The sequence below is a fragment of the Kribbella sp. NBC_01245 genome, assembly GCF_036226525.1.
GTDB lineage: Bacteria > Actinomycetota > Actinomycetes > Propionibacteriales > Kribbellaceae > Kribbella.
Genome location: NZ_CP108487.1, coordinates 8356634 through 8383568 on the forward strand (window position 1 = coordinate 8356634; position 26935 = coordinate 8383568).

The window sequence follows — 26935 nt, forward strand, 5'->3', positions numbered from 1 at the left end:
CCGTTCCGCCAATGTGGAGGACATTCACATATGTGGACAATCAGGCGAGACGAAGGGCAGACTCCCGTTGAAGATCACCGACCTGCACATCACCCCTATCGCGTTCGCCGATCCGCCGTTGCTCAACTCCACCGGAGTCCACGAGCCACTCGCCTTGCGCACGATCGTCGAACTGGAAGTCGACGGGACGGTCGTCGGCCTCGGCGAGGGATCGGGCGAGCTCGAAATCCTCGACGCCCTTCGATCCGTCCGGGACGTCGTCATCGGCCAGGACGTCTTCGCCATTTCCTTGCTAGAGGCATCGATCTACGAGGCCCTCGGAACGGTCAATCGCAGCGTTTTCTCGATCATCGAAGTGGCGTGCCTCGATGCCCAGGGCAAGCTTCTCGGTCGCCCGGTGAGCGATCTGCTCGGTGGCGCCGTTCGGTCGACCGTGCCCTACAGCGCCTACCTGTTCTACAAATGGGCGGCGCATCCGGGTTCGCCGGACGACGAGTGGGGCGAGGCGCTCGATCCCGACGGCATGGTCCGTCAGGCTCAGCGCATGGTCGACCTCTACGGGTTCGGCTCGATCAAGCTCAAGGGCGGCGTCTTCCAGCCGGACGAGGAGATCGCCGCCATCCGGGCTCTCGCCGAAGCCTTCCCGGACCATCCGCTGCGGATCGACCCGAACGGCGCGTGGACGGTGTCGACCTCGTTGTACGTCGGCAAGGAGCTCGACGGGGTGCTCGAATATCTCGAGGATCCGGCGCTCGGCTTCGACTCGATGTCCGTCATCGCCCGTCGCGTCTCGATGCCCTTGGCAACCAATATGTGCGTGATCAGCCCGGAGACGATCGCTCCCGCGTTGGCCGTCGACGCGGTCCAGATCGTGCTGTCGGACCATCACTATTGGGGTGGCCTGCGGCATACCCGCGAGCTCGGAGCCATCTGCGACACCTTCGGCCTGGGCATGTCGATGCACTCGAACTCCCATCTCGGCATCTCGCTCGCGGCCATGACCCACGTCGCCGCCGCCACGCCGAACCTGGCGTACGCCTGCGATACGCACTACCCGTGGAACCAGGCCGATGACGTGATCGAGCCCGGCGTACTCGTCTTCGACAAAGGCGCGTTAGCCGTGCCGCAAGGGCCGGGGCTAGGCGTGACACTGAACCAGGACAAACTGGCGGAACTGCACGAGCGGTACGTCGCCTCCGGCCGGACAACGCGCGCGGATACGGCGTACATGCGTCAGGTCCAGCCCGACTACGACCCGACCTTGCCGAGGTTCTGAGTGCGCATCGCCATCTACGCCTACCCGTGGGACGACGTCGACAGGGCTGACCTTGGCGCGGATCAGGTCGTGGTCGCGACGTCGTACCACTCGGTCCGGGCGGCAACGCCCCGCCACCCGCGCCATCGCGTCCTCACCGCCGCCTCCGGTCTCTACCTGCCGGTCGACCCGTCTGCCTGGGGTCGGCTGGTGCCGGCCGCGCGTGAGCCGATCGTCGAAGGGTTGGGCGAACGCGCGGCCTGGGTGGTCCTCACGCACAACAGCGTCATCGGGCGCGACCACCCGGACGTCTGCGCGCGGAACGCCTTCGGCGACCTCTACGAGTACGCGCTGTGCCCGTCCGTCCCGGCCGTCCGGGAGTACGCCGCCAACCTGGTCCGGGAGATCGCCCGCGCCGGCGCCACCTCGATGGTGCTCGAGGCCTGCGGGCCGATGGGCCTCGGCCACCTGAGCGCCCACGAGAAGACCGCCGGCGCCGATTGGTCCGCGATCGACGAGGCGTTGTTGTCGATCTGCTTCTGCGAGGCCTGTACGACGGCGCTCGCGGATGCGGGTCTCGACGTGGTCCACCTGCAAGACGCCGTACGTCGTGCAGTTGGCGCGGGTTGTGCGTCGATGGAGGACGCTCTCGGTCCGGACGCCAAGGTGGTGCTCGACGTCCGTCGCCGTGCCACCGCAGACCTCCGCGATCAGGTTGTCGCCGCTGCCCGCGCCAACGGCGTACGGGATATCGCGATGCACGCGTCGATCGATCCCTGGTCGACTGGTCCGGCGGCCGCCGTCGACTCGGTCATCGCGGGTATCGACCGGTTCGTCATCCCGGCGTGGGAACTCACCGGCGCGGGCGTCGAACGCGTCGCGCAGTTTCGCCGGCACCGCCTTCGCCCGGCGCGGCTGGCCGCCTACGTGACCGCGCTACCGCCTGTCCCGGCGCGTGCCGAGGTCCTCGCGGCCCATTGGCTCAGCCTGGTTGAAGCAGGTGTGGGGGAGTTGCACGTCTACCACGCAGGTCTCGCCTCGACGGCCCGCCTCGACGCGATCAGAACGGCCATCGCCATCGTTCGCGGGGCCACCGAGTGACGGCCGAGACCACGGGATACGACATGACGGCCGAGGCCACCGGATGACGGCCGAGGTCTGTCTGTGGATCACGCCGAAGATCTTCGATGATCTGACCGATCCGTTGCCAGCGATCGAGGCGTTCTTCGAGCATCACCGCGACTGGGGGACCGCGCTCACGATCGTGTTATGCGCGTCGAACGGCGACCACGTGCTGAACTACGCCGGGCCTTCGCATCGCGACGACGTGTTCGACTGGGCCCGGTACAACTGCTTCGCCGCCGTACCGGGGGAGACCGCGGGAGCGACGACCCGGCGGCACAACGCGGACTGGCTCAACCGCGTCCGCGAAGGCGGTGAGCGCTCGGCCAACCCGTATTCGGCCGGCCCGATGTTCACGCTTTCGGAACAGCCGATGGACTACCGCGTCCTCGCCGGGATCTACGCCGCCATCCGTACCGTCGCCGCCCGCCGCGGGGTCGACGTACGGCTGCTCGAGTATTTGGAACCCGGGCCCGAGTTCTGCCACAGCATCTGGAAGACCTCGCGCCATCCGGAGGTCGCCTCAGCAGCAGCAGACGCCGGCGGCCACATCATCCCGGGCGTCATCGACGTGACTTTGCCGCTAGCTGCCGACCCCCATCAATACGCCGCCTATCCAACGGGGATTCCGGCCGGGCTGCTCGCGGGAGATTTCGTAGCCGCCCAAACAGCCGCATTCGTTGAGGATTTCGGCCTGGACGGCATCCTGCTGGGCAACCAGTTCGGCCTGGTCGGATTCTGGGATCCCGCCCAGGCACCTCCGTTGACTCCGTCAAGGGCGCAGGGGATCGAGCGGTTCTTCGTTGCCATGCGCAAGCAACTCGGCGACCGGGCGCTCTACTGGATGGACACGTACTGGCGGGCCGAGGTCGAGCGCACGGTGTGGGGAATGACCGACACCTGCTACGGCACGCTCGACGCGATCATCGTCTCCACTTTCGCCGTACTGGTGGAACGCACCGAGATCGTGCCGAACCTGCGCAGTAAGGCCGCGCTGAACGGCCCGCGGGTGCTGCTCGGCCTCGATTTCGTCGATCCCTGGTACTGGTATCGCACCCACCTGGACGATCGTCGCACCTACGCCTATCAACGCGAGGTGCTCGCGGCCGAGTCCGCCCTCATCGACGGCGTGACCTTCTTCGCCAACGACACCTTCGGTCACTTCGTCCCGCCCGGTCCGCTCCGGGAGACCCTCGACGTCCTGAGTTTGGAGAACACCCAGTGACACGTATCGCCTTCATCGGTCTCGGCATCATGGGGTTGCCGATGGCAACTAACCTGCTCGCCGCCGGGTACGACGTCCGCGCCTACAACCGCAGTCCGCGTCCGGGCTATGAAGGGGAGCTGGCCTCGTCGGTCGCCGAGGCGGTCCAGGACGCCGAGGTGATCATCACGATGCTGCCCGATTCCCCGGACGTCTCGTCCGTCGTCCTCGGTTCCGACGGCGTTCTCGCATCAGCCGCACCGGGCGCACTCCTGATCGACATGAGCAGCATCTCGCCAGCCACGGCTCGGTCGATCGCCGCGGCCGGCGCCGACGTCGGCGTAGGGGTGCTCGATGCGCCAGTCAGCGGCGGCGAGCAAGGCGCGATCGAGGCGACGCTGTCGATCATGGTCGGCGGTGCGGCGGATGACGTGGCGGCGGCCCGTCCGATCCTGGAGACCGTCGGCAAAACCGTCGTGCACGTCGGCCCGGCCGGTTCTGGCCAGACCGTGAAGGCCGCCAACCAGCTGATCGTGGCCGGCACCATCGAACTCGTCGCCGAGGCCCTGACCTTCCTGGACGCCCATTCGGTCGACCTCGAGCCGGCCGTCGAGGTGCTCGCGGGCGGTCTCGCCGGGAACCGCATCCTCGATCGCAAGGCGGCAGGCATGATCGCGCACGAGTTCGCGCCCGGCTTCCGGATCGACCTGCACCACAAGGATCTCGGCATCGTCACCGACTCCGCCCGCGACGCCGGCGTGGTCATCCCGCTCGGCGCGCTGGTCGCCCAGCTGATGGCCTCCGCTCGCGCTCGCGGCCTCGGCGACCTGGACCACTCGGCCCTACTCCTCGGCGTCGAAGCCCTCTCGGGCCGCGGCCAGAACGGCACTGCAGCGACCGAGTAGCGCCAGCAGCGTGGCCCTCTCGTCGGCGTCGAACTCCGCCGCGAGGGCCCGCTCCACCTTCGTCGCCCTCTTGTCGGCGGCGTCGAGCGCCTGCTGCCCGGCGGGCGTCAGCCGGGTCTCGATCACGTGCCGGTGGAACGGATGCGGCGTGCGCTCGATCAGGTCGCCCGCCTCGAGATTGCGCAGGATCGTCGTCATCGTCTGCGGCGTGACCAGACACCGCCGCGCGAGCTCCGCGCCGGAGATGCCGGGCTGCTCCTCGAGCACAAAAAGCGCCGCATACTGCGCGACGGTCACGCCGGCGGGCTTGACCGCGGCCGCCTTCGCTACGACCAATTCCTGCTCGACGCGCTTGAGGTGACCCCCGATGCGCTCCTCGAATGACATCCGCATGAGCTCGATTGTATGACGATTGACAACCATCAGTGCTCTGATTACTCTCAGCCTTCTTGTCACTATGGGAGGTCTTATGGTTCTCCGGTCACTCATGACCGTTGTCGTCCTGGTCTCGACCCTTCTCGCTCCTTCTCCGGCCGCCGCTGAGGCCAAAGCTGAGGTCGTCGCTTCGTCGATGCCGGCGGTCATCCAAACCACTTCGCCGCGGCTCCACCCCGAGGGCATCGCGTGGGATCCCACCCGGCAGGCGTTCCTGGTCAGCTCGATCACGCACGGCACGGTCTCCGTCGTCGACCGAGCCGGTCGCACCCGCACCCTGGTCTCGGACCCGCACCTGATCTCGACGTTCGGCATCCACGTCGACGCTCGCCGCAGCCGCGTCCTCGTGACGTACGGCGATATGGGCGTGGCGGACCGATCCACCCCGGAGACGGCGTTCACGCGCTCGGGCGTCGGCATCTACGACCTGCGCACCGGCCGGCTCTTGCACCGAGTCGACCTCAACACCGCACAGCTCAACCCGAACGGCGGCCGCCACGCCGCCAACGACCTGGCGATCGATGCCCTGGGCAACGCCTACGTCACCGACCCCGCAGGTGATGCTGTCTACCGGATCACGGTGGCCGGCAAGGCCTCGGTGCTCGTCCGCGACGCCCAGCTCGCCAGCCCGACGATCGGCCTGAACGGGATCGCCTGGCACCCCGCCGGGTATCTCCTGGCCATGCGGTACGACACCGGCCAGCTCTTCCGCATCACCACCGCCGGCCACTTCCGCGAGGTCCCGACCGGCCAGTCCCTTGCCGGTGCCGACGGCCTCGCCTTTGGCCGGAATGGCCTGTACGTCGTGACGAACCACCTCGCCGCTCCGTCGGGAGTCGAGGCCGTCACGGTATTGCGTAGCGCCGACGGCTTCCGCACCGCTCGCGCTGTCCGTCGTACGCCGTGGCCGGTGAAGGCGCCGACCACGATCGCCCTCACGCCGTACGGCGGCTATGTGGTGTCGGGCAATCTGGATCTACTCCTGGCGGGCACTCCGTCGGACGAATTCACCCTGCGCCGAGTCTGACCTCTCGTTCCGACGCCCCGACGCGCATTGACGACCGCGCGCAGCTTCCTGAGCGGACTGGACGTTTTTCGGCCCGGAAAACGTCCAGTCCGCTCGGGAAGCGCCCCGAATTCGGTCTATTCGGCACGCGAACCCAGGAGTTGGCACGCGAACCCCCTCCACGTCCGGTCCGCGCGACGGCTTGCGGGACGCGCGGGCGCCGACACAACGGGAGACGTCCGACCCGGTCATACCTCACCCGTCCCCTGAGATAGCCCGCCGTACTTGGTGGACCCGGGCCGGGTCAAGGGCGCGCATGCGTCGGCGCTAGCCGATGAAACCCTTGACGCGGACCGGGTCCACCTGACAATTCGGAAGAGCTCAGGGGACGGGTGCAACCAACACAACCCGGGCCGAAGTCCGTACCTGGCAAGCGATTAGCGTTGATTCGTCCGAATCCGCCCGCCTACGCCGGTGACCAATCGACCCGCCGCGGAATGGGCGAGCGGATACAGACCAATCAACGCAGCCCAAAAGGTCTGAGCGCAGCCCAAAAGGTCTGAGCGCAGCCCAAAAGGTCTGAGCGCAGGCCAAAAGGTCTGGTCTGTCGATCTGGCCGTTGCTTGTTCGTCGGATAGGCGTCAGGTTTCCCGATGCGGAGGAGTGGTCGATGGGTAAGTACATGTTCTCGTTGTATGAGGCGGCGGATTGGATGGATCAGGCGTCCGAGCAGGAGTGGCAGGACGCGATGCGGGCGCATGAGCAGTTCGCCGCGGCGGTCAAGGCGGCCGGGGCTGAGGTGGTCAGTGGTGAGGGGCTGGCCAAGATCACCACCGCGACCACGGTCGCGGACGGCGTGGTGACGGATGGGCCCTACTTGCCGTCTTCGGACGTGCTGGGCGGGTTCTACGTGATCGAGTGCGCCGATCTGGACGCGGCACTCGCGCTGGCGAAGGTCTGTCCGTCGCCCGCGGTCGAAGTACGGCCGACGCTATAAAACTAGTTCGGGTGTGTTGTCGATTCCCCTGATGGTCGTTCGTCGGGAAGATGTCAGAAGACCCGAGAGAGGGAGCCAGTCATGGCGCAATACATGTTCATGCTGTTCGACTCGGAGGAGTGGTACGACCAGATCACTCCCGAGCAGTGGGAGAGCACGATGAAGTTGCACAACGATTTCTCGGCGGCGGTGGAGGCGGCGGGAGCCAGCATCACCGGTGGTGCCGCCCTGGAGCGCTCGTCGACGGCGACGACCGTGCGGCAGCCGGACGGAAACGCGCTGGTCACCGATGGTCCGTTCATCGAGACCAAGGAGGCGCTCGGCGGCTTCTACCTGATCGAGTGCCGCGACATGGAGCAGGCGCTCGAGCTGGCCAAGCTCTGCCCGTCGGGCAACATCGAGGTCCGCCCGGTGATGGACACGTCGAGCGAGACCCCGCCGGAGTGATGCCCGGCGCGCGGGATGTCGCGCGCTTGGTGGACGAGGCGCACCGCGGGCACTGGTCCGCGGTGCTGGCCTCGACCGTGCGGCTCACCCGGGACATCGATCTGGCCGAGGACTGTGCGCAGGACGCCTTCGTCCAGGCGCTGCGGACCTGGCCCGACGGCATCCCGGACAACCCGGCCGCCTGGCTGACCACCGTCGCGCGGCGGCTGGCCCTGGATCGGCTGCGGCGCGAGACAACGTTGCGCCGCAAGTTGCCGATGCTGATCGAGGACGCCGACCCCGATCCGGATGGTGAGCGCCCAACCGATCCGCTCCGGCTCGTCTTCACCTGTTGTCACCCGGCCCTGGCGCGCGAGTCCCAGATCGCGTTGACCCTGCGGCTGATCTGCGGTCTGACCACGCGCGAGGTGGCCGCCGGTCTGCTGGTGCCGGAGCCGACCGTGGCCGCGCGGATCACCCGGGCCAAAAAGAAGATCAGCGCCGCGGGCATCCCGTATCGCATCCCGGCCGACGCCGAACTCCCCGAGCGCCTGGACGCCGTACTCACCGTGGTGCATCTCGTTTACACCGCCGGCCATGTCGCCGCCGGGCCCGATCTGACCCGGGCCGATCTGACCGGGCGCGCGATCGACCTCGCTCGCATGCTGGTCCGCCTGATGCCGGCCGAGCCCGAGCCGCAGGCCTTGCTCGGGTTGTTGCTGATGACCGAGGCGCGTGGTGATGCGCGAGTTAGCGAGGACGGCGAGCTGGTATTGCTGGCCGACCAGAACCGCTCCCGCTGGGATGCGCGTTTGCTGGCGGAAGGCATCGCCCGCGCAACGGCTGCGTTGAATGCCGGCCAAGGGCGCTTCGCGTTGCAGGCGGCCGTCGCGGGACTGCACGTCACCGCCCGGTCGTGGCAGGAGACGGATTGGCCTGCCGTGGTTCGGATGTACGACGCGATGATGGCGCTCTGGCCCACCCCGATCGTCGCGCTCAACCGGGCGGCCGCGCGCAGCCTGGTGCCGGATGCGGATCTGGTCGCGGTCTTGGCCGAACTCGATGGGCTGGCGTCCTCGCCTGCGCTGAAGGCGTACGCCTATCTGCCGGCGACGCGGGCCGACGTACTGAATCGGCTGGGGCGTGCGGAGGAGGCGGCAGCCGCGTACCAGGAGGCTATCGATCTCACCGCGAACGAGGCGGAACGGCGGTTCCTGCTCCGCCGGCGTGCTTCACTTTCGCCATGAGCTACGGTCCTCCCGGTCCTGGTGCCGGTCCTGTTCCACCCCGGCCGCTGTCCGCGTCCGAGGAGCGGAACTGGGCCCTCGCCTCGCATATCGGCACGCTGGTCGCCGCCTGGCTGGCGATGGGCTTTCTCTGTCCGCTGGTGATCTGGCTGATCTTCCGCGAGCGGTCGGAGTTCGTCCGGCGGCATGCGCTGGACTCGCTGAACTTCCAGATCAGCCTGCTGATCTACAGCGCGGTGGGCGTCATCCTGTCGATCGTGACGTTCGGGCTCGGCGCGATCGTCGTCATTCCCGTCGCGGCCGTGGTCGCCGTTGTCGCGCTCGTCTTCATCATCCTCGCGACGATCGCGGCAGCCGACGGCCGCGAGTACCGGTACCCGCTGACGATCCGCTTGGTGCACTGACGGGTATTACTCCGGGTTGCCGTCGCGGAGTTGGTGCAGGCGGTTCGGCTCGGCCAGTACGCGCGGAAGGCGTCGTTCGTTCAGGGGTGATACGAGGCCTTTGAGGTCTTCGGCGTTGTACCAGTCGGCCTTGAGGATCTCCCGGCCGTCCGGCTGGAGCTGTTCGAGCAGCTCGGGCGGATGCACGCCGCCGTCGTACAGGATCTCGATCGCGTCGCCCCAGCCCTGCCACGGCGGCAGCCAGTCGATCGCGACGACCTGGCCGACGGGTAGTTCCATGCCGAGTTCTTCCACCACCTCGCGACGGGCGCCGGCGGCCGGGTCCTCGTTCGGCTCGACCACGCCGCCCGGGAGTTCCAGGTCGCGCTTGAAGCCGGTGGTGCAGAGCAGAATCCGGTTGGCGGTGTCCCGGACGACCACGTGCGCGATGACGCGTTTCTTCGGCAGCAGCGTGTCCATCTGGGCAGTCCAGCCGGGGAGCGTGTCCGGCGCCGGGTCGTCCTTCTGCAGGCCGAAGACCAGCATGTCGCGCCTGGCGCCTTGGAGGGTCGCCGAGCCGCGTAGACGTCCCTCGCGCCTCAAGCCGGCACGGACGGCCACTGCGATCGAGGCCCGGTTCTCGGCGTCCACCTCGGCGTGAACCCGGTCGAGCCCGAGCTCACCGAAGGCGTACACCGTGAGCATCCGGACGGCGCGAGGCGCGATCCGGCGGCCGCGATACGGCTCGTACGTCGTCCAGGACAGCTCGCCGACCCCGGGCGCGGTCTGCCGGACCTCGACGTTGCCGGCCGGCCCGGTCTCGCCCTCGAGCTCGATCACAAAGTTCACCGTGGACCGGTTCTCGTCGTACAGCCGGTGCCAGCGCTCGACCGCGTCCGCGAGGCCCTCCCGGGGCGGCAGGCCCTCGAAGTCGAACCAGCGCGAGATCTCGTCATCGGCCAGGCCGTGCGCGATGTCGATATCGTCCTCACGCCACGGGCGCAGCGTGATCTCGCCATCGGTCAGGGTCGGCTGCGGCGGTACGGCGGTCACGCCCGAACGCTACCCCAGCGTCGGTAAGGGGTCGCCGGGTGTCTGGCCTCGCAACTTTGCCGGTCTGGTGTGCATCGTGATCTATAACTGGATCGAGGAGAACCATGAAGAAGTATTCGATCGCGGTGGCCTGCCTGCTGTCGGCCCTGACAGCGGCCCACCTGGCGCCGGCTTCGGCCGCGCCAAGCGCTGTAAGCAACGTCAAGGTGGCCTGGTCTGACGCCACCCACTCGTCGGTCAAGATCACCTGGACCTCCCCGTTGGCCGACACCGTCGAGCTGACCACGCAGTACGGCCCGATTCCGCTCGGTTCCACCGCCGCGGGTGCCACGGACCAGCTGATCGTGCCGGTGAGCAAGTTCTACCCCACCCACGACGCCGCGCGGAGCAGCCAGATCGTGGTCACGGATTCGGGTGGCGCCACGGCGTCGTCGGTGCCGTTCGACCAGTACGTGCCGCGGGCGCGGCCGACCAACGTCGTGGTCGGCGCCGGTAACACGCTGCAGGGCACGGGTACCGTCGAGAACAACGCCGACACCACGCCGGGTGACCCGCTGGATGTCTCCGTGCCGCTCCGGTACACGCCGGATCTGCTGATCGACTGTGTCCGGCAGAGGTATGCGACCTCGGCCTCGCCGTCCTTCACTGTGCCGGTTCCGAGCGTTCCGGCCCTGATGTGGATCGATACGGCCAACGAATGGCCGGCGCCACGCGTGGACGAGGGGTACACCGGGTTCGACCTGCCGAAGGCGCTGATCAGCACCACGGCGCCGACCTCAACGACGTACCGCCAGGTCTTCACGCTGACTGGTGTCGTCTATCAGTTGCAGGAGTTCTACACCTTCGAACAGGGCAACTGCGGCGTTGAACGGACTTCGCCGGACCCGCGAACCGTGCTGATCCAGGCCCGTAAGGACAGCGGATCCGCGTGGGCCCTGGTCGGATCCACCAAGACCGTGACCGTGAGCGGCGCGGGCAGCCCGTACCCGTCCAGAGGTGTCTACTCCTTCAAGGTGACCAATCCGGGCACCCGGCAGTACCGGGCTGTTGTGCCGACCATCCGGACTTCCAACTCGATCGACTTCGGTGTGATCAGCGGGACGCGAACGGTCAAGGCGACGACCCAGGTGCTCTCGGCCAAGTTCCTGACCTCGGTGGTGAGCTATGGCCAGCCGGCGACGGCGTACCTGGCCGTTGCTCCGGGCCGCAGCCAGCGTGCGCTGCTGCAGGCCAAGAACACGTCGGGCGTGTGGGCGGGCGTGACCTACAAGACGCTGACCGCGGGCAAGGGGTATGCCACCTTCACCTGGCGGCGTCGCGGACTCACAGCGTTCCGCTGGTACAGCCCGGCGACGACGACCAGCACTGGCCTGAGCGTCGGTGCCGTGTTCACCGGACCCTTCTACCTGACCGTTCGGTAAGCGCTAGGCGCAACTTTTGAAAGGCGCTCTGCATCGTAGGAAATGTACCGATCGGTCATCGACCACGAGGGAAACCAATACATGAAGAAGCGTTCCATCGCCGTGGCGGGCGTGCTGTCCGCCATCGCGGCCGCGAACCTTGCTCCCGCCTTTGCCACCCCGGCCGCCGTGAGCGACGTCAAGCTCGCGTGGGCCGACGCCGCTCACTCGGCGGTCAAGATCACCTGGACCTCCCCGCTCGCCGACACGGTGGTGCTGACCGCCGCCTTCGGCCCCCAGACTCTTGGCAGCACCGCGGCCGGCGCGCCGAACGAGCTGACCGTGCCGGTGGCCAAGTTCGGCGCCACTTACGATCCGGCGGTGATCTCGCAGATCACGGTCACCGACTCGGCCGGCGCGAAGGCCACGTCCGTGAAGTTCGACTCGTACGTGCCGCGCGGCGTTCCGTCGTCGGTGACCTTCGGCGCCGCCAACGCCGTACAGGGGACCACCAAGGTCGAGCAGGAGGCCGACCTGACGCCGGGTGACCCGCTGGATGTGTCCGTGCCGCTGCGCTTCACGCCGAGGCTCAAGACCGATTGCGGGGACACGCTGTTCGCGACCTCGACCTCGCCGTCCTTCAAGCTGCCCTCACCCGGCGCGCCGAGCAGCCTGTGGATCAACACCGCCAACGAGTGGGGCGTGCCTGAGTTCGACGCCGGCTACCTCGGCTATGGCATCACGACGAGCGCTCTCAAGACGTCGGCGCCGACCACGTCGCCGTACGGGCAGGTCTTCACCATCAGCGGGTACGTCTTGCGGAACCACCAGTACTACGCGCCGTGGAATGGGGATTGCGGTGTCGAGCAGACCGAGCCGACGGGCGGGATCGTCGTCGTCCAGGCTCGCAAGGACAGCGCGAGTGCCTGGGGCGTCGTGGGGACCACCAAGGCCGATGCCATGGGTCGCTTCAGCTACCAGGTCACCAACCCGGGGACTCGGCAGTACCGGGTGGTCGTGCCGAACTACGCCGGTGCCAACAGGCTCGAGTACGGCGTAGCCGGTGGCGTGCGCACGATCGTCGCGACGACTCGGGTGCTCTCGGCGAAATTCCTGAGCACCTCGGTCGTCTACGGCAAGCCCGCGACGGCGTACCTGGCCGTTGTTCCCGGTGGCAGTCAGCGCGCGCTGTTGCAGGCTAAGAGCACGACGGGTGTGTGGTCCGGCGTTACCTACAAGACGCTTTCCGCCGGTAAGGGCGCGGTTGCCATCACCTGGAAGCGTCGCGGCCTCACGGCGTTCCGCTGGTACAGCCCCGCGGTCAAGACCGGTTCGGGCCTGACCGTCGGCGCTGCCTTCAGCTCGCCGTTCTACCTGACCGTGCGTTAACCCTTAGCCCTCGTCGATCGTCGGGGTGGTCGAAGCGGGGGTGTAGCTGAGCCAGACGGCGCCGAGCGGGGGTACGGAAAGCTCGGCGCTGCTGGCCATCCCGTGCCACTCCGGACCGCCGGCGGTGACGCCACCGAGGTTGCCGACCCCGGAACCGCCGTACTCCTGGGCGTCCGAGTTCAGCACCTCGGTCCAGTGGCCCTCGAACGGCAGACCCAGCCGGTACCCGTAGTGCGGCACGGCCGAGTAGTTCACCACGCACGCGATGGCCGAGCCGTTCGGGCTGAACCGCACGAACGAGAAAACGTTGTTGGCGGCATCATTCGCGTCGATCCAGGAGAAGCGCTCCGGGTCGTGATCGGTGCCCCACAACGCGTCGTTGGCGCGGTAGATCCCGTTCAGGTCCTTGACCAGCCGCTGCATGCCCTGGTGGTCGCTGTGGTCCAGCAGCCACCAGTCGAGCTCGCCCTTCTCGGACCACTCCGACTCCTGGCCGAACTCGCAGCCCATGAACAGCAGTTGCTTACCCGGGTGGGCCCACATCATCGACAGGTACGCCCGGAGGTTGGCGAGCTGCTTCCACCGATCGCCCGGCATCTTGCGCAGCAGCGAACCCTTACCGTGCACCACCTCGTCGTGCGAGAGCGGCAGCACGAAGTTCTCCGAGTAGGCGTACATCATCGAGAACGTCAGCTCGTGGTGGTGGTACTGCCGGTGGATCGGGTCATGCTCCAGATAGCGGAGCGAGTCGTTCATCCAGCCCATGTTCCACTTGAACCCGAAGCCGAGACCGCCCAGATGCGTGGCCCGGGTGACGCCCGGCCAAGAGGTCGACTCCTCGGCGATCGTCACGACGCCCGGCACGCGCCGGTAGATCGTGGCGTTCATCTCCTGCAGGAACGAGACGGCCTCGAGGTTCTCCCGGCCGCCGAACTGGTTCGGTACCCACTGGCCTTCACTGCGGGAGTAGTCGAGGTACAGCATCGAGGCCACCGCGTCGACCCGCAGGCCGTCGATGTGGAACTCCTCCGCCCAGTAGAGCGCATTCGCGACCAGGAAGTTGCGCACCTGTGGCCGGCCGAAGTCGAAGACCAGCGTGCCCCAGTCCGGTTGTTCGCCGCGGCGCGGATCCGGGTGCTCGTACAGCGGGGTGCCGTCGAATCGCGCCAGCGCCCAAGCGTCCTTCGGGAAATGCGCGGGCACCCAGTCCACGATCACGCCGATACCGGCCTGGTGCAGCGCATCGACCAGGAACCGGAAGTCGTCGGGATTCCCGAACCGCGAGGTCGGCGCGAAGTACGACGTGACCTGGTACCCCCACGAACCGCCGAACGGGTGCTCCATCACCGGCATCAACTCGACGTGCGTGAACCCCATCTCGCTCACGTAGTCGACCAGTTCGGTGGCGAGATCGGTGTACGACCGGCCCTTACGCCACGACCCGAGGTGCAACTCGTACACGCTCATCGGCTCGGCATAAGCCTGCGAGCTGGCCCGTTTCGCCAGCCATTCGTCGTCTTTCCACTCGTACGTCGACTCGAACACGACCGACGCGTTCGCCGGGGGAGTCTCGGCCAAGTTGGCCATCGGGTCGGCCTTCTGCCGCCAGACGCCATCCCGCCCGCAGATGTCGTACTTGTAGCGCGTGCCGGATCCGACGCCCGGGACGAACAGCTCCCACACGCCAGACGAGCCCATCGAGCGCATCGGATGCGCCCGGCCATCCCAGAAGTTGAAGTCGGCGGTGATTCGCACGCCCTGCGCATTCGGCGCCCAGACCGCGAACGAAGTCCCGGTCACGACGCCGGTCGGACCCTCGTAGCGCCGCACATGCGCGCCCAGCACACTCCAGAGCTGCTCGTGCCGTCCTTCACCGATGAGGTGCAGGTCCATCTCGCCTAACGACGGGAGATAGCGGTACGGGTCGTCGACCTCCTGCGCGGGAGCATCGCCGTACGCCACCTCTAGCCGATAGTCCGGCACGGTCGGCGTATTCAGCACGCCCACCCAGATGCCGTCGAACTCGTGCTCAAGCTCGGTCCGCTGCCCGTCTACCACAGCGGCGACACTCTTGGCGAACGGCCGGAGCACCCGCAACGTCACGGACTCCTCGCCGAGGTGCGGACCGAGCACCTGATGCGGGTCGTGATTGGTCCCACTGACAAGTCGTTCGAGCTGACCACTGTCGACCGGTACGGGAGTGATCTGACGCTCGCTCGATTCCATGAACCCCATCCTGCCCGATAGCTGTGCTTGACGTTATTCGTGACTCAGTTGGGCGGCCGCGGTGAGCGGGATCGGGAGCCACGACGGGCGGTTGCGTGCCTCGTACAACGTTTCGTAGATGACCTTGTCCGCGGTGAAGGCTCGCAGCAGCACGCCCTGCTCGCGTGGGTCGCTGCCGTAGACCTCGGCATAGCCCTCGCAGAACGCGCGACGGTTGCGGTTGGCCCATTCGCCTGACCGGTAAGCGATTTGCTGGTCGCCCGGGTGATCGGCGAGCAGACTCTTGGCGGCGTAGTCGAACGACCGGAGCATGCCGGCGATGTCCTTGATCGGGGTGTCGAGGGCGCGCCGTTCCACCAGGGACTTGGCCGGTTCGCCTTCGAAGTCGATCAGCTTCCAGCCGTCGATCGTGCGCAGGGTCTGACCGAGGTGGAAGTCGCCGTGGATCCGCTGCACCAGCACGGCATCGTCGTACTCGGCGAGGGCATCGAAGGCCCGGCCCAGTCCTTCGGCGAATTCGCCCAGCTCGGGCACGGCCTCGACGGCCACGGTCAGACGACGACGCATGGCGGCGGCGTGCTTGACCATCTCCGCCGGCTCCCACACGTCCGTGCCGAGGGCCTTGGCCAGCTCGAGGTGGACGGCGGCGGTGGTGGAACCGAGGCGGTGGGATTCGCCGGCGAAGTCGCCACCGACCTCTTCGGCGTGCAGATCGGCCTCGGCGTACAGATCCCGGACCGAGGTGGATGCGTAGTTCCAGCCGTCGGTCGCCGACCTCTGGAACGCTGTCATCATCGCCAGGTCACCCGAATCGGTACCGCCACCGGCGCGTGGCCAGGAACCGCGCACCGAGCCGAGCACCTCGGGCACCAGGTCGGAACCCGCCTCGGTGAGCGCCGACTCGATCTCGACCCCGGGGTTGCTGCCCGGTTCGAGCCGGCGGAACACCTTCAGCAGGGCCACGTCGCCGAAGACCAGCGACGTGTTGCTCTGCTCGACCGTCAGCACCAGCGACTGGGAGTCCTCGGGCACGACCGTGGCGTGCTCCGGCGCGTGCACGGGGTGGAAGACCAGGCCGTCCAGCGTCCGCCCATGGGTGAGGGCGTCCAGCCAGTACGGCGTGGCCTCCTTGTCGTGCAGCGCGTCGTACACCCAGACCTGGGTGTCGCCGAGATCCTGCTCGTCCCAGTCGCCGATCAGGGCGTGGCCCATGTTCTCCACCGGTTCACGGTGATAGCTCAAGGGCAACTGGTAGACCCTGATGGCCGCCTCCGCGCCGGGCGGACCGGCGCAGTAGACGAATCCGATCCGGACCGCGGGCCAGACGCCCTTGTCCGACAGCCACGCGGACGTGGCCATCGCGTCGACATGGACGTCATGTCCCTTCTCACCGAACCAGCGCTGGCCGGTACAGAAGGACTGGACCTGGTCCAGATGCGAAGTCACGAAGAGCTCTCCTCACGATTGACCGGCAGCCGGAACCAGTAGAAGCCGTGCGCGCCGAGGGTGAGCAGGTACGGCAGCTCACCGATGGTCGGGAAGTGGACGCCGCCGAGCAACTCGACGGGTTCGACACCCTGGTACTGACGCAGGTCCAGCTCGATCGGCTGCGGGAACCGGGAGAGGTTGTTGACGCAGAGCACCACGTCATCGCCGAACTCCCGGATGTACGACAGCACGCTCGGGTTGGAACCGCCCAGGTCGGTGAAGGTACCCATGCCGAAACAGGGGTGCTGCTTACGGGTCTGGATCATCCGCCGGGTCCAGTGCAGCAGCGACGAGGAGTTCTCCATCTCGGCCTCGACGTTCACCGCCTGGTAGCCGTAGACGGGATCCATGATCACCGGCAGATGCAGTTTGCCCGGGGTGGCGGTCGAGAACGACGCGTTCCGGTCGGGGGACCACTGCATCGGCGTCCGCACACCGTCACGGTCACCGAGCCAGATGTTGTCGCCCATGCCGATCTCGTCGCCGTAGTACAGGATCGGTGATCCCGGCAACGACAGCAGCATCGAGGTGAACAGCTCCATCCGGTTCACGTCGTTGTCGAGCAACGGCGCGAGCCGGCGGCGGATACCGATGTTCGCCTTCATCCGCGGGTCCTGGGCGTACTCACCCCACATGTAGTCCCGCTCCTCATCGGTGACCATCTCCAGCGTCAACTCGTCGTGGTTGCGCAGGAAGATGCCCCACTGACAGGTGTCGGGGATCTGCGGGGTCTGGGCCAGGATCTCCGAGATCGGGTAGCGCGACTCCCGCCGCACGCCCATGAAGATGCGCGGCATCACCGGGAAGTGGAAGGCCATCTGGCACTCGTCACCACCGGAGTCGCGATCGCCGAAGTACTCGACCACATCCGCGGGCCACTGGTTCGCCTCGCAGAGCATGACGCGGTCGGTGTAGTTGGCGTCGACCTCCTTGCGGACCCGCTTCAGGAACTCGTGCGTCCTGGGCAGGTTCTCGCAGTTGGTGCCCTCCTCCTCGAAGAGGTACGGCACGGCGTCGAGGCGGAAACCGTCCACGCCGAGGTCCAGCCAGAACTTCAGCGCCTCGATCATGGCGTCGCCGACGGCCGGGTTCTCGAAGTTCAGGTCCGGCTGGTTCGAGTAGAACCGGTGCCAGAAGTACTGCCCGCGGACCGGGTCCCAGGTCCAGTTGGAGACCTCGGTGTCGACGAAGATGATGCGCGCGTCGCTGTAAGCGGTGTCGGTGTCGGACCAGACGTAGAAGTCGCCGAAGGGTCCGTCCGGATCGTTGCGCGAGGCCTGGAACCAGGGGTGCTGGTCCGAGGTGTGGTTCATGACGAAGTCGACGATGATCCGGATGCCGCGAGCGTGCGCGGCCTCCATGAAAGCGGCGAAGTCGGCGATCGTGCCGACCTCCGGCATCACACCGGTGTAGTCCGAGATGTCATAGCCACCGTCACGCAGGGGTGAAGGGTAGAACGGCGGCAGCCAGAGGCAGTCCACTCCGAGCCACTCGAGATAGTCGAGTTTCTCGGTCAGGCCCTGCAGGTCGCCGATGCCATCGGCGTTGGAGTCCTTGAAGGACCGCACCAGCACTTCGTAGAAGACAGCCCGCTTGAACCACAGCGGATCACTCTTCGGCAGCCCATGGGATAGGCCCGGGTGCTGATCCGGCAACATATCGGTCACGCTCACCTCCATCTGATTTCGACCCCTTGTGTCCAACCTAACCGTTATCGCGCGCATGGGCAGGTGCACGGGATTCGGCGAACGCCGGTGGGGAATTCTGACTGTCCGGAAGGACTTCCGGACATTGTGAACCACGATCCGGCACTACCGGCTTTCGCCCCGCCGGTTTTGGACGGACGTCATACAAGCGGACCAACTGGTACTGCTATTTCTTACGGCGCCGTTCGTACTTGGTGAAGCCCGCGGCCGCCGCGTCCGCCTCGGTCCGGAACCAGACCTCAGGCTTGGTCCGACCGTAATACGGTGAATCGGTGGTGTGGAACAGCATGGACTGCGCATTGCCTTTGACCGTGTATCCATCAGGCACCGATCCATCCGCCGGCGACGCGATCGACCCCGGCCCGTACGGCCCAACCTCCGCGTCGACGCCGTCCGTCTGGTCTTCAGCCTGTACGTCGAACAGCGTCGCCGCCTCGGCCTTTGGTGCGGGGGATTCGGCCTTTGGCACACGCGGTTCGGCTTTTGGCGCAGGCGGTTCCACCTTGGCCGCAGGCGTTTCCACCTTAATCGCGGGCTGTTCGGGCTTCGGCCGGGTCGGCTCCGGCGCCGTACGAGCTGGGGGAGCCGTACGGGCTAGGGGAGTCGTAGCGACTCGGGCCGTTGCGGGAGTGGTCATTCGTGGATCCCGCCGGATCAGGAGGATCCAGGTGATGACGGCGCCGAGGAGGAAGGCGAGGACCTCCCAGAGCCAGTTGTGCCGAAATAACCAGGACATCAGCGAACCTCCTTCGAGCCGGCGCGGGCCTTCGCCAGTAGCCAGGCGGCGAGGCTGCCCAGCACGAAGGCGATCACCACCAGGATCCAGGTCTGCAGGATCAGCCAGCTCATCGGGTATCTCCCTAGTGGCCCGTCACAAAGTCAGCGGACCCTGAATTCGGCCCGGCGGTTGACGATCCGGCCGGCCTGGGTGTCGTTGGCGGCGATCGGGCGGGTGTGCCCATAGCCCTTGACGGTGATCCGGTCGGCGGCGATACCGAGGTGGACCAGTTGCGTCTTCACCGCGACGGCCCGGTCGGTCGACAGCGGCAGACTGGTGGACGGGTGGCCGAGGTTGTCGGTGTGCCCGCTGACCTGCACCTTGACCGAACCGCACTGGCGGAGCAATTCGGCCACCCGGATCACGGTCAGCTGGCCGTCCGCCGTGGTCTCGGCAGTACCGCCGCGGAAGAGCACGGGGTTCTGCGCGACCAGCCGGTCGAGCCAGGTCTGCGGGCTTTCGCAGACGCTGACCTCCCGCGGGGGTTTGACGTTCGGGGCGTGCAGTTCGTTGGCCAGCACGGCGCCCGGCACAGCTGCGGCGGCAGCGCGGCCGGCCGTCGCCTTGGTGGCCTGGTCCGGGACGTCGCCGGTGAGCGTCATCACCTTGCCGTCGTACCGGACGGAAACGTCGCCCTTGGCGCGCGCCAACGTGGCGAGTAGGGCGCCGATGGACTGCAGGTCTGGCCGGCCGACGGTGGCGTCGACCTCGATCTCGTCCTTGAGTTCGCCGCCGGGCAATAGTTGCGGTTGCGCGGCCGCGAGCAACGATTGTTCGGTCGACTCGTCGGGCACGATGGCCTGGACGCGGACGTTGTTGCCCGTCCGTTCGACGGCGAAGGGCTCGATCGCCACCTGGAGGCCGCCCGTCGGGGTGGTGGACGGCGACGGAGTCGGTTGCGCCTTGAAGGCCGGGTCGAGCGAGACCGTGCGCACGCCGTCGACACCGGCGACGATCTGCCGGACCTGTTCGATATCGATATCGGCATCGATGGAGACCCGGGCATCGCGCCCGGTGAACTCGACCTTGGCGCCGATGATGCCGGCCGAGGCCAGCGCGTCCATCGAACGGCGCTGCAGATCTTCCTCGATCGGACCGGTGCGCAGGCTCAGCAGAACGGCCGTGATCAGCACCGGGACGAGTAATAACGCCAGCAGCCAAAGCACCCAGGGTCGCCGGAAAAAACTGGTGGCCGGGCCGGATCCAGTGGCGGGGCCGGGTGACGTCTCACCCGAGGATGCTGGCACTGCTCCTCCGTGTCTGAGGCATTGTGACCGTCTGCGAGGAGGTTACTCCGTACGGAAGTCACGGCACACGGCAGTCTCACCACTGGAACGGCTGGTCTCCCACCACAGTGCCAACTGGTCTCTCACCATGGTTGCAACTGGTCTGCTGAGGCTTTAATTTAGGATTCTCCATTTGTTAACCGCCAGTGCTGGGCAGAGTGCGCTTAGTTGCCCCGCCTTCAGGAGGAACAACCATGAGAGTCCGCCCAGTCTCATCCGTTCTCGCCGCGGTGGCCATACTCGGCGCCGGGCTCGTCCCGGCCGTCGGGACCGCGGCCGCGTCCACAACCATCACTGCCGACCTCCCGATCCGTGAGGTCCAATCAACCCAGCAGGACTCGGCGAACGCCCCCGCCGCCGGGAAGCGCGTGGTCGGCTACTTCACCGAGTGGGGTGTCTACGACCGGAACTACCACGTCAAGAACATCAAGACGAGTGGTTCGGCCGCGAAGCTGACCAACATCGTCTACGCCTTCGGCAACACCACTGGCGGTCGCTGCACGATGGGCGACTCGTACGCGGCGTACGACAAGGCGTACGACGCAGCAGGTTCTGTAGACGGTGTGGCCGACACCTGGGACACAGGAGCGCTGCGTGGCAACTTCAACCAGCTGCGCAAGCTCAAGAAGCAGTACCCGAACATCAAGGTCGTCTGGTCGTTCGGCGGCTGGACCTGGTCCGGCGGCTTCACCCAGGCCGCGCAGAACCCGGCAGCCTTCGCGGACTCCTGCTACAAGCTGGTCGAGGACCCGCGGTGGGCCGACGTGTTCGACGGCATCGACATCGACTGGGAGTACCCGAACGCGTGCGGGCTCACCTGTGACACCAGCGGCCCGAACGCGTTCAACAACGTCATCAGCGCCTTGCGCAGCCGCTTCGGTACGTTGGCACTAGTGACCGCCGCGATCACCGCGGACGGTACGAACGGCGGCAAGATCGACGCGACCAACTACGCCCTGGCGGCGCAGAAGCTCGACTGGATCATGCCGATGACGTACGACTACTTCGGCGCGTTCAACGCGCAGGGGCCGACGGCACCGCACTCGCCGCTCACGTCGTACAACGGAATCCCGCAGGCTGGGTTCCACAGTGACGGGGCGATCCAGAAGCTGAAGAGCAAGGGCATCCCCGCGTCGAAGATCCTGCTCGGTATCGGCTTCTACGGCCGCGGCTGGACCGGCGTCACCCAGGCGGCTCCGGGCGGTAAGGCGACGGGTGCGGCTCCTGGCAAGTACGAGGCCGGCATCGAGGACTACAAGCTCATCTCGACCCGTTGCCCGTCGAACGGCACGGTCGGCGGTACGGCCTACGCGTACTGCAACGGCCAGTGGTGGGGATACGACACCCCGGCCACCATCCGGAACAAGATGGTCTACGCGAACAACCAGGGTCTCGGCGGCGCCTTCTTCTGGGAGCTGTCGGGTGACACCACCAGCGGCGCGCTGATCACCGCGGTCAAGACGATCGGCTGACCTCTGTACGACGGAGCGCCCGGGGCACCCACCCGGGCGCTACCGCGTGTCACCGTGGTGTCACGTCTCTTCCGGGCCGTGTAATCGCTTGACTTCAGCCAGTTGCACGCCAGTACTTGTCTCTGCGCTACAACGTTGTGAATGGAGGGGGAATCCATGCGAGATCCAGCCGCCACGTCCCTGGTGATCGGTGTCGCGAGCACCCCCGCCGAACGAGTCCGGCTGGCCGGTCTGCTGGCCGGCGCCGACGCGTTCCTGCTGGTCTCGACCCCCGAACAGGCCCGCGCCTTCCTGGACCTGACCGGCGTCCAGGCACCGGAGCCGGCTGCCACCAAGACCGAGCTGGCCGTCGTACGACCGCCGCTGTCCGTCGTGGTGTCACCCGAACTCCAGCTCGACATCGAACGGCGCATCCTGCGCTGGCGTGATCGCGAGGTCGGTCTGACCCGGCTCGAGCACGACTTCCTGCACTGCCTGGTCGCCGAACCAGGAGAGGTGTGGACGTACCAACGGCTGCATTCCGCCGTCTGGGGTAACGAGCATCTCGGCCACGGCTCGCACATCCACTCCGTGGTCAAACGCCTCCGCCGCAAGCTGGCCCGGGTGGGCGCGAACACCACCATCCACGCCATCCGCGGCGTCGGCTTCCACCTACTGCCGGTCTAAACGTGGACCGGCCCCTTCAAGTCCGAAGACTCGAAGGGGCCGGCTACTAGCTCACTGCGACCGCTAGCACTTCACAGGCTTGAGGGCGAAGTCCTCCACTGTCGGTTCGGCGACGTTCACCGAGCTCTGACGGACCTGGGGCTTCCAGCCGTCCTTGGCCGCGATGATCGTCAACGGGTTGTTGCGACGGTCGAGCCAGTAGGCGTAGCCGCCCGTGGCGTCGGTGGTGAAGGTGAACGACATCGCCCACGAGTCGACCTGGACGGTCGCGCCGGGAATGGCGACGCTGATGCCCTGGCAGTTGATACCGGTGACGGTGCCGGAGAGCTTGCCCCAGGTGGTCGGTGGGTTCACGTTCATCGTGACGCCCACGGGTGCGACCGAGTAGGGGGTGTTCTCCTTGATGCTGATCCCGGCGGTGTACTTACCGGGCTGGTCGACGGCCGCGGTGGTGGTCACCTTGACCACTACCTTGGCAGCCGGGGCCAGGGTGACCGACTTCTGGTCGATCGTCAGCCAGCTGACGTCGGCCGCGGCCTCGTCGCAGTCCTCGAAGCCGGGCAGCACCTCACTGTCGACGGTGGCGGTGAAGCCACCCGAGGAACCACCGACCTTGTAGAACCCACAGGCCGCGCCACCGCGGTACCGCGCGGTGTTGGCGTTCGGCAGGCTCGACCACGCGTTGGCGTCGGCGTCGTACGCGAAGCCGGCGTTGGTGACGGCCGCGCCCTGGACACCACCGACGACGAGCAGCTTGCCACCGCCAGTGGCGACGGAAGCGGCCCAGTTGTCGGCCGGAGCGTCGGCGATCGGCGTCCAGGTGTTGCTCGACGGGTCGTAGGAGGCACCCGTCTTCTGGCCGGCCGTGCCGTTGTTACCACCGGTGCAGACCACCGCGTCACCGACCGCGCCACAGGCGGCGAAGGCCACCGATGCCGGGTAGTTGGCGAGGGTCTCCCAGGTGTCGGACGCCGGGTCGTAGCGCACCACGGTGTTGGACATCGGGGTACAGGCGGCCGTGGTGCAGCCACCGATCGCGTACAGCTTGCCGTCGAGCACGGCCTGGCCGGCGGCCGCACGCGGTGCCGGGTTGGCCTTCACCGCGGTCCAGGCGTTGGCAGCCGGGTCGTACGACCAGGTCGCCGCGTCCGGACCGGAGGCGCCCCAACCGGAGCTGACGATGATCTTGCCACCGACGGCGCCGGCCGTGACCGCGTTACGAGCACCCGGCAGCGGCGCGATGGCCGTCCAGGTCTTCGCGGCCGGGTCGTACACATAGTTGTTGGCGCTGGAGGCCGAGCCGTTGCCACCCGCGATGGAGTAGATCTTGCCGTCGAGGCTGACCGTGCGGTTGTCCATCACGGTCGACGGGTAGTTGGAGATACCCGCCCACGGGTCGGCGCTGATACCGGGCTTCGCGGCCGGCACCGGCATCTTGCCGTTCAGCTTCTGACCGAACGAGGTGGCCACCTGCAACCGCTGCAGGGGAGCGCCCTCGGACTGCTCGATCTCGGACCGGGTCTTGCGGCTGCCGTCGGCGCCGAGGATCTCGACGTCGCCCTCGACCTCACCGAACTCGACGTCCACCGGCGCCTTACCCGTGTTGGTCACGGTGAAGGACTTGGTGGTCTTGCCGGTCGGCATCCGCAGGGTGGTCTCGATGGTGCCGGGGCTGACGCTGAGCCGGCCCGCGTCGAGCGCGAAGCTCGCCAGGGTGGTCCAGTCGGCCTCGACATCAACCGCGGTGGTCTTGCTGGTGTAGTTGCCGGCCTTCGCGGTGAACGGGTGCGAACCCGTGACCGAGGAGAACAGCCAGTAGAAGCCGTCCGCCAGACCGGTGTCGGCCGGGGTTGAGACCGTGGTGGTGGTCTCGGCCGGCTTGTCGCCACTGGTGACGACCGCGCCGTTCACGGCCGCACCGGTGTTGGTGTCGGTGACGTGTCCGGTGACCAGACCGCCGTTGACCGGCTGGCAGATGACCTTGCTGCCGATCAGTACGTTGTCGACCTGCCACCACCAGTCGTACGAGGCGTCGAAGTAGTGGAAGCGCACCTGTACCTCGGCCTTACCGGCCGCCTGCGGGATGGCGATCTCCTTGACGCCGCGGACGTCGGCCGTGGCCTGCGTCAGCACGGTCTCCCAGGTGGCGCCGCCGTCGATGGAAAGCTCGACGTTGGCCTTCTCGCCGCCCAGGTAGTTGAAGTCCTGGCCGAACTTGATCACCGGAGCGGCAACCGCGGTCAGGTCCACCTTCGGGCTGACCAGCGAGGTGTTCTGCTTGCCGCCCGAGCCGTACTTGTCGCTGTCGGCGATCGCGAACTTGCCGCTGCCGCCGGTCAGGTTGGCCCGGTTGCCCGGGTTGTTGAAGGTCCACACCTGGCCGTTGGCCGGCACCTGGTTGTCGACGACGGTCCAGCCGGTCGGCGCCGCGCCGGACTCGAACGTCTCGTAGACGCCGTCCGAACCGTTGACGTAACCGGGAGCCGAGAGGCAGGAGTCACCGCGAACGGGCACGGCGACGTTCAGAGTGGCGTTACCCGCACCCACGACGACGGGCTTGGTGACCGTCTCGTAGCCGGGGATCTGCGACTCGATCTTGACGTTGTACGTCGCGTTGGACGGCACCTGGAAGCTGTACCGGCCGTTGGTCGGCGTGGTGAAGTCGAACACGCCACCCGGGCCCTCGACGGTCACCTTCGCGTACAGCGGCCAGCCGTGGCCGGAGCCGTCCGTGATGGTGCCACCGACGTTGACGGTCGGGGCGGACTCGAGCGCGAAGTCCTTGGTAGTGGTCGCGTTCGCGGTCACTGTGGCGGTACCGGTGACCGACTTGAAGCCGAACGCCGCGACCGCGAGTGAGTAGTCGCCGGCGGTGACCTGGGTGGTGTAGGTGCCATCGGCGCCGGTGGTGAGCTGACGCTCGGTCGGGCCGGTGACGGTGATGGTGGCGCCGGCGATACCCGCACCGGTGGCGGTGTTGGTGACCTTGCCGGTCAGGGTGCCGGTGTCGCCGATCGGGGCCGCGTTGAGCAGCGCGAGGGCGTCGAGCCGGCCCTCACCGTAGACGTTGTTGTCGTCCGCGGTGCCGCCGCACTGGGCGCTGTCCTTGTCGCTCGCGGTGTTGTCGAGCAGCGCCTTGGTGGCCGCGACATTGCCGACCAGGCTGGGCGCCGCGGACCAGAGCAGCGCGATCGCGCCCGCGACGTGCGGGGAGGCCATCGACGTACCGCTGAAGTTGGCGTAGCCGCTGCCGGGAATGGCGGAGCGGACGTTGGTACCGGGCGCGGAGATGTTCGGCTTGATCTCGCCGTCCTGACCGGTGCCACGGCCCGAGCCGTTGTTGATGTTGTTGTTGATGTCGTAGTTACCGGCCGAGTAGTTGATGATCCGGCTGCCCGGCGAACCACTCGACTGGCAACCCAGCGCACCACTGTTGCCGTTGGCCCACATCCCGAAGATGCCGGACGCCTCCCATGCGAGGGCGATGTCCTCCATGAACGGGTCGTTGGACGGCTGCTGGCTGCCCCACGAGTTGTTGATGATGTTCGGCCGCTTGCTCGCGTCCGGGTTCTGCCCGGCGAGGTTGGTCGGCTCGAGCATCCACTGGCCCGACGTGATCAGCGCGGCGTCGCTCGGGCAGCACCCGTTCGCGGCGATCCACTTGACGTCGGGAGCCACCCCGATCTGGTTCGCGCCACCGTCGGAACCGGCCATGGTGCCCATCGTGTGGGTGCCGTGCCCGTTGGCGTCACAAGGCGCCGCGGCACAGGTGCCGGCCGCGTTGAACCAGTTGTAGTTGTGGTCGAACGTGCCGTCGGCCTTCTTGCCGCGGTACTGGTTCACCAGCGCCGGGTGGTCGAACTGCACCCCGGTGTCGATGTTCGCGATCACGATGCCGGCACCCTTGGCGCCGTACGTCGACCACACGTCGTCGGCGTTGATGTTGGCGATACCCCACTCCACCGCCATGGTGGTGTGGTCGCCGGAGGTGTCCTTGTCGACCTTCGGCGCCACGTACTGGACCGGCGCGTAGAGGCCCTCGACCTCGGAGAACGCGGCCAGCTTCTGTACGTGCGCCATCGAGCCGCCCGACACCTTGATGGCGTTGGTGCCCCAGAAGGCCTCGTACTTCAGGTGCATGCCGTCGAGTTCGGCACGGACCTTCGCCTGGCTCTCCGCCGCGGTCTTGCGCAGGGCGGCGGCGACGGCGGTGCCGCGCTCGTTCCAGTCGGTGATCCGGCCGGCCTGGCTCAGATCGGCCTGGTCGCCGAAGCGGACCCAGAAGTCCGTGGCCATTTTGGCCTGCAAGGCCTTGGTCAGTTCAGGCTTGATCTTCTCCGCGGCGGGCGGCGGGTCCGCCTGAGGTGCGGCCTGTGCGCCCACACTTGTGGCCGCCAGACTCGTCGCGACGACGGCCGCGGCGGCGATGGCACTCACCAGTGATCTGGCGATGCCCCTTCTTCGGTTGCGTGATGACATGGTTCTGCAGCC

At 67.3% G+C, this 26935-nt stretch carries 21 protein-coding genes; 13 read left to right on the forward strand and 8 right to left on the reverse strand.

The annotated features are described in order from the left end of the window. Positions 1–67 precede the first annotated feature (67 nt). From OG394_RS38510 to OG394_RS38525, 4 genes are read left to right on the forward strand one after another with little or no spacing between them, the layout of a single operon-like run. Positions 68–1276, forward strand: coding sequence for a glucarate dehydratase family protein (locus OG394_RS38510; protein ID WP_328992277.1), 1209 nt, complete (start codon positions 68–70; stop codon positions 1274–1276). Beyond that, positions 1277–2356: a hypothetical protein gene (locus OG394_RS38515; protein WP_328992278.1), complete on the forward strand. Its 1080-nt coding sequence runs from the start codon at positions 1277–1279 to the stop codon at positions 2354–2356. A gap of 43 nt (positions 2357–2399) precedes the next feature. Then, on the forward strand, positions 2400–3602 hold the full coding sequence (locus OG394_RS38520; RefSeq protein WP_328992279.1) for a hypothetical protein: 1203 nt from the start codon (positions 2400–2402) through the stop codon (positions 3600–3602). Beyond that, positions 3599–4486, forward strand: coding sequence for an NAD(P)-dependent oxidoreductase (locus OG394_RS38525; RefSeq protein ID WP_328992280.1), 888 nt, complete (start codon positions 3599–3601; stop codon positions 4484–4486). The genes OG394_RS38520 and OG394_RS38525 overlap by 4 nt, the downstream gene beginning before the upstream one ends. On the opposite strand, the gene OG394_RS38530 is transcribed toward OG394_RS38525, so the two are convergent. After that, positions 4424–4879, reverse strand: coding sequence for a MarR family winged helix-turn-helix transcriptional regulator (locus OG394_RS38530; protein WP_328992281.1), 456 nt, complete (start codon positions 4877–4879; stop codon positions 4424–4426). The two genes, OG394_RS38525 and OG394_RS38530, sit on opposite strands and share 63 nt — an antisense overlap. 94 nt (positions 4880–4973) lie before the next feature. On the opposite strand from OG394_RS38530, the gene OG394_RS38535 reads away from it, so the two are divergent. The 5 genes from OG394_RS38535 to OG394_RS38555 all read left to right on the forward strand — a co-directional run bounded on the left by OG394_RS38535 (position 4974) and on the right by OG394_RS38555 (position 9001). After that, complete coding sequence (locus OG394_RS38535) at positions 4974–5948, forward strand: SMP-30/gluconolactonase/LRE family protein (protein ID WP_328992283.1); 975 nt, start codon at positions 4974–4976, stop codon at positions 5946–5948. Between the two features lie 649 nt (positions 5949–6597). Beyond that, complete coding sequence (locus tag OG394_RS38540; RefSeq protein WP_328992285.1) at positions 6598–6924, forward strand: YciI family protein; 327 nt, start codon at positions 6598–6600, stop codon at positions 6922–6924. Positions 6925–7005: 81 nt separating this feature from the next. Continuing rightward, positions 7006–7371: a YciI family protein gene (locus OG394_RS38545; RefSeq protein ID WP_328992286.1), complete on the forward strand. Its 366-nt coding sequence runs from the start codon at positions 7006–7008 to the stop codon at positions 7369–7371. After that, entirely contained in the window at positions 7371–8597 is a 1227-nt protein-coding gene (locus OG394_RS38550) for an RNA polymerase sigma factor (protein WP_328992287.1), read from the forward strand. The genes OG394_RS38545 and OG394_RS38550 overlap by 1 nt, the downstream gene beginning before the upstream one ends. Further along, positions 8594–9001, forward strand: coding sequence for a DUF4870 domain-containing protein (locus tag OG394_RS38555; RefSeq protein WP_328992288.1), 408 nt, complete (start codon positions 8594–8596; stop codon positions 8999–9001). Before OG394_RS38550 ends, OG394_RS38555 begins: the two co-directional genes overlap by 4 nt. Before the next feature lie 6 nt (positions 9002–9007). Here the strand turns inward: OG394_RS38555 and OG394_RS38560 are convergent, their stop codons facing one another. Continuing rightward, entirely contained in the window at positions 9008–10033 is a 1026-nt protein-coding gene (locus tag OG394_RS38560; protein ID WP_328992289.1) for an NUDIX hydrolase, read from the reverse strand. A 104-nt stretch (positions 10034–10137) separates the two neighbouring features. Between OG394_RS38560 and OG394_RS38565 the strand changes: the two genes are divergently transcribed. Together OG394_RS38565 and OG394_RS38570 are read left to right on the forward strand one after the other, a co-directional pair. Then, entirely contained in the window at positions 10138–11454 is a 1317-nt protein-coding gene (locus OG394_RS38565; protein ID WP_328992290.1) for a hypothetical protein, read from the forward strand. A gap of 81 nt (positions 11455–11535) precedes the next feature. Further along, positions 11536–12822: a hypothetical protein gene (locus tag OG394_RS38570; RefSeq protein ID WP_328992291.1), complete on the forward strand. Its 1287-nt coding sequence runs from the start codon at positions 11536–11538 to the stop codon at positions 12820–12822. A 3-nt stretch (positions 12823–12825) separates the two neighbouring features. Here OG394_RS38570 and glgB read toward each other — a convergent pair whose 3' ends face one another. From glgB to arfA, 5 genes are all read right to left on the reverse strand, one after another. After that, complete coding sequence (gene glgB / locus OG394_RS38575; RefSeq protein ID WP_328992292.1) at positions 12826–15048, reverse strand: 1,4-alpha-glucan branching protein GlgB; 2223 nt, start codon at positions 15046–15048, stop codon at positions 12826–12828. Between the two features lie 33 nt (positions 15049–15081). Beyond that, positions 15082–16494: a maltokinase N-terminal cap-like domain-containing protein gene (locus OG394_RS38580; RefSeq protein WP_328992293.1), complete on the reverse strand. Its 1413-nt coding sequence runs from the start codon at positions 16492–16494 to the stop codon at positions 15082–15084. Next, positions 16491–18194 (reverse strand): maltose alpha-D-glucosyltransferase, encoded by a 1704-nt coding sequence (gene treS, locus OG394_RS38585; RefSeq protein WP_328996918.1) that lies wholly within the window; start codon positions 18192–18194, stop codon positions 16491–16493. The genes OG394_RS38580 and treS overlap by 4 nt, the downstream gene beginning before the upstream one ends. Before the next feature lie 214 nt (positions 18195–18408). Continuing rightward, complete coding sequence (gene arfC / locus OG394_RS38590) at positions 18409–18978, reverse strand: channel accessory protein ArfC, sunset domain variant (protein ID WP_328992295.1); 570 nt, start codon at positions 18976–18978, stop codon at positions 18409–18411. A 143-nt stretch (positions 18979–19121) separates the two neighbouring features. Continuing rightward, positions 19122–20186 (reverse strand): channel-forming protein ArfA/OmpATb, encoded by a 1065-nt coding sequence (gene arfA, locus OG394_RS38595; protein WP_328992296.1) that lies wholly within the window; start codon positions 20184–20186, stop codon positions 19122–19124. A gap of 314 nt (positions 20187–20500) precedes the next feature. Here arfA and OG394_RS38600 point away from each other — a divergent pair, with 314 nt between their 5' ends. Next, on the forward strand, positions 20501–21778 hold the full coding sequence (locus tag OG394_RS38600) for a glycoside hydrolase family 18 protein (RefSeq protein WP_328992298.1): 1278 nt from the start codon (positions 20501–20503) through the stop codon (positions 21776–21778). 156 nt (positions 21779–21934) lie between these two features. Continuing rightward, positions 21935–22444 (forward strand): winged helix-turn-helix domain-containing protein, encoded by a 510-nt coding sequence (locus tag OG394_RS38605; RefSeq protein ID WP_328992300.1) that lies wholly within the window; start codon positions 21935–21937, stop codon positions 22442–22444. Between the two features lie 63 nt (positions 22445–22507). Here the strand turns inward: OG394_RS38605 and OG394_RS38610 are convergent, their stop codons facing one another. Further along, a complete protein-coding gene (locus OG394_RS38610; RefSeq protein WP_328992301.1) occupies positions 22508–26923 on the reverse strand; it encodes a S8 family serine peptidase in 4416 nt (1471 codons plus the stop codon). Between the last annotated feature and the right edge of the window lie 12 nt (positions 26924–26935).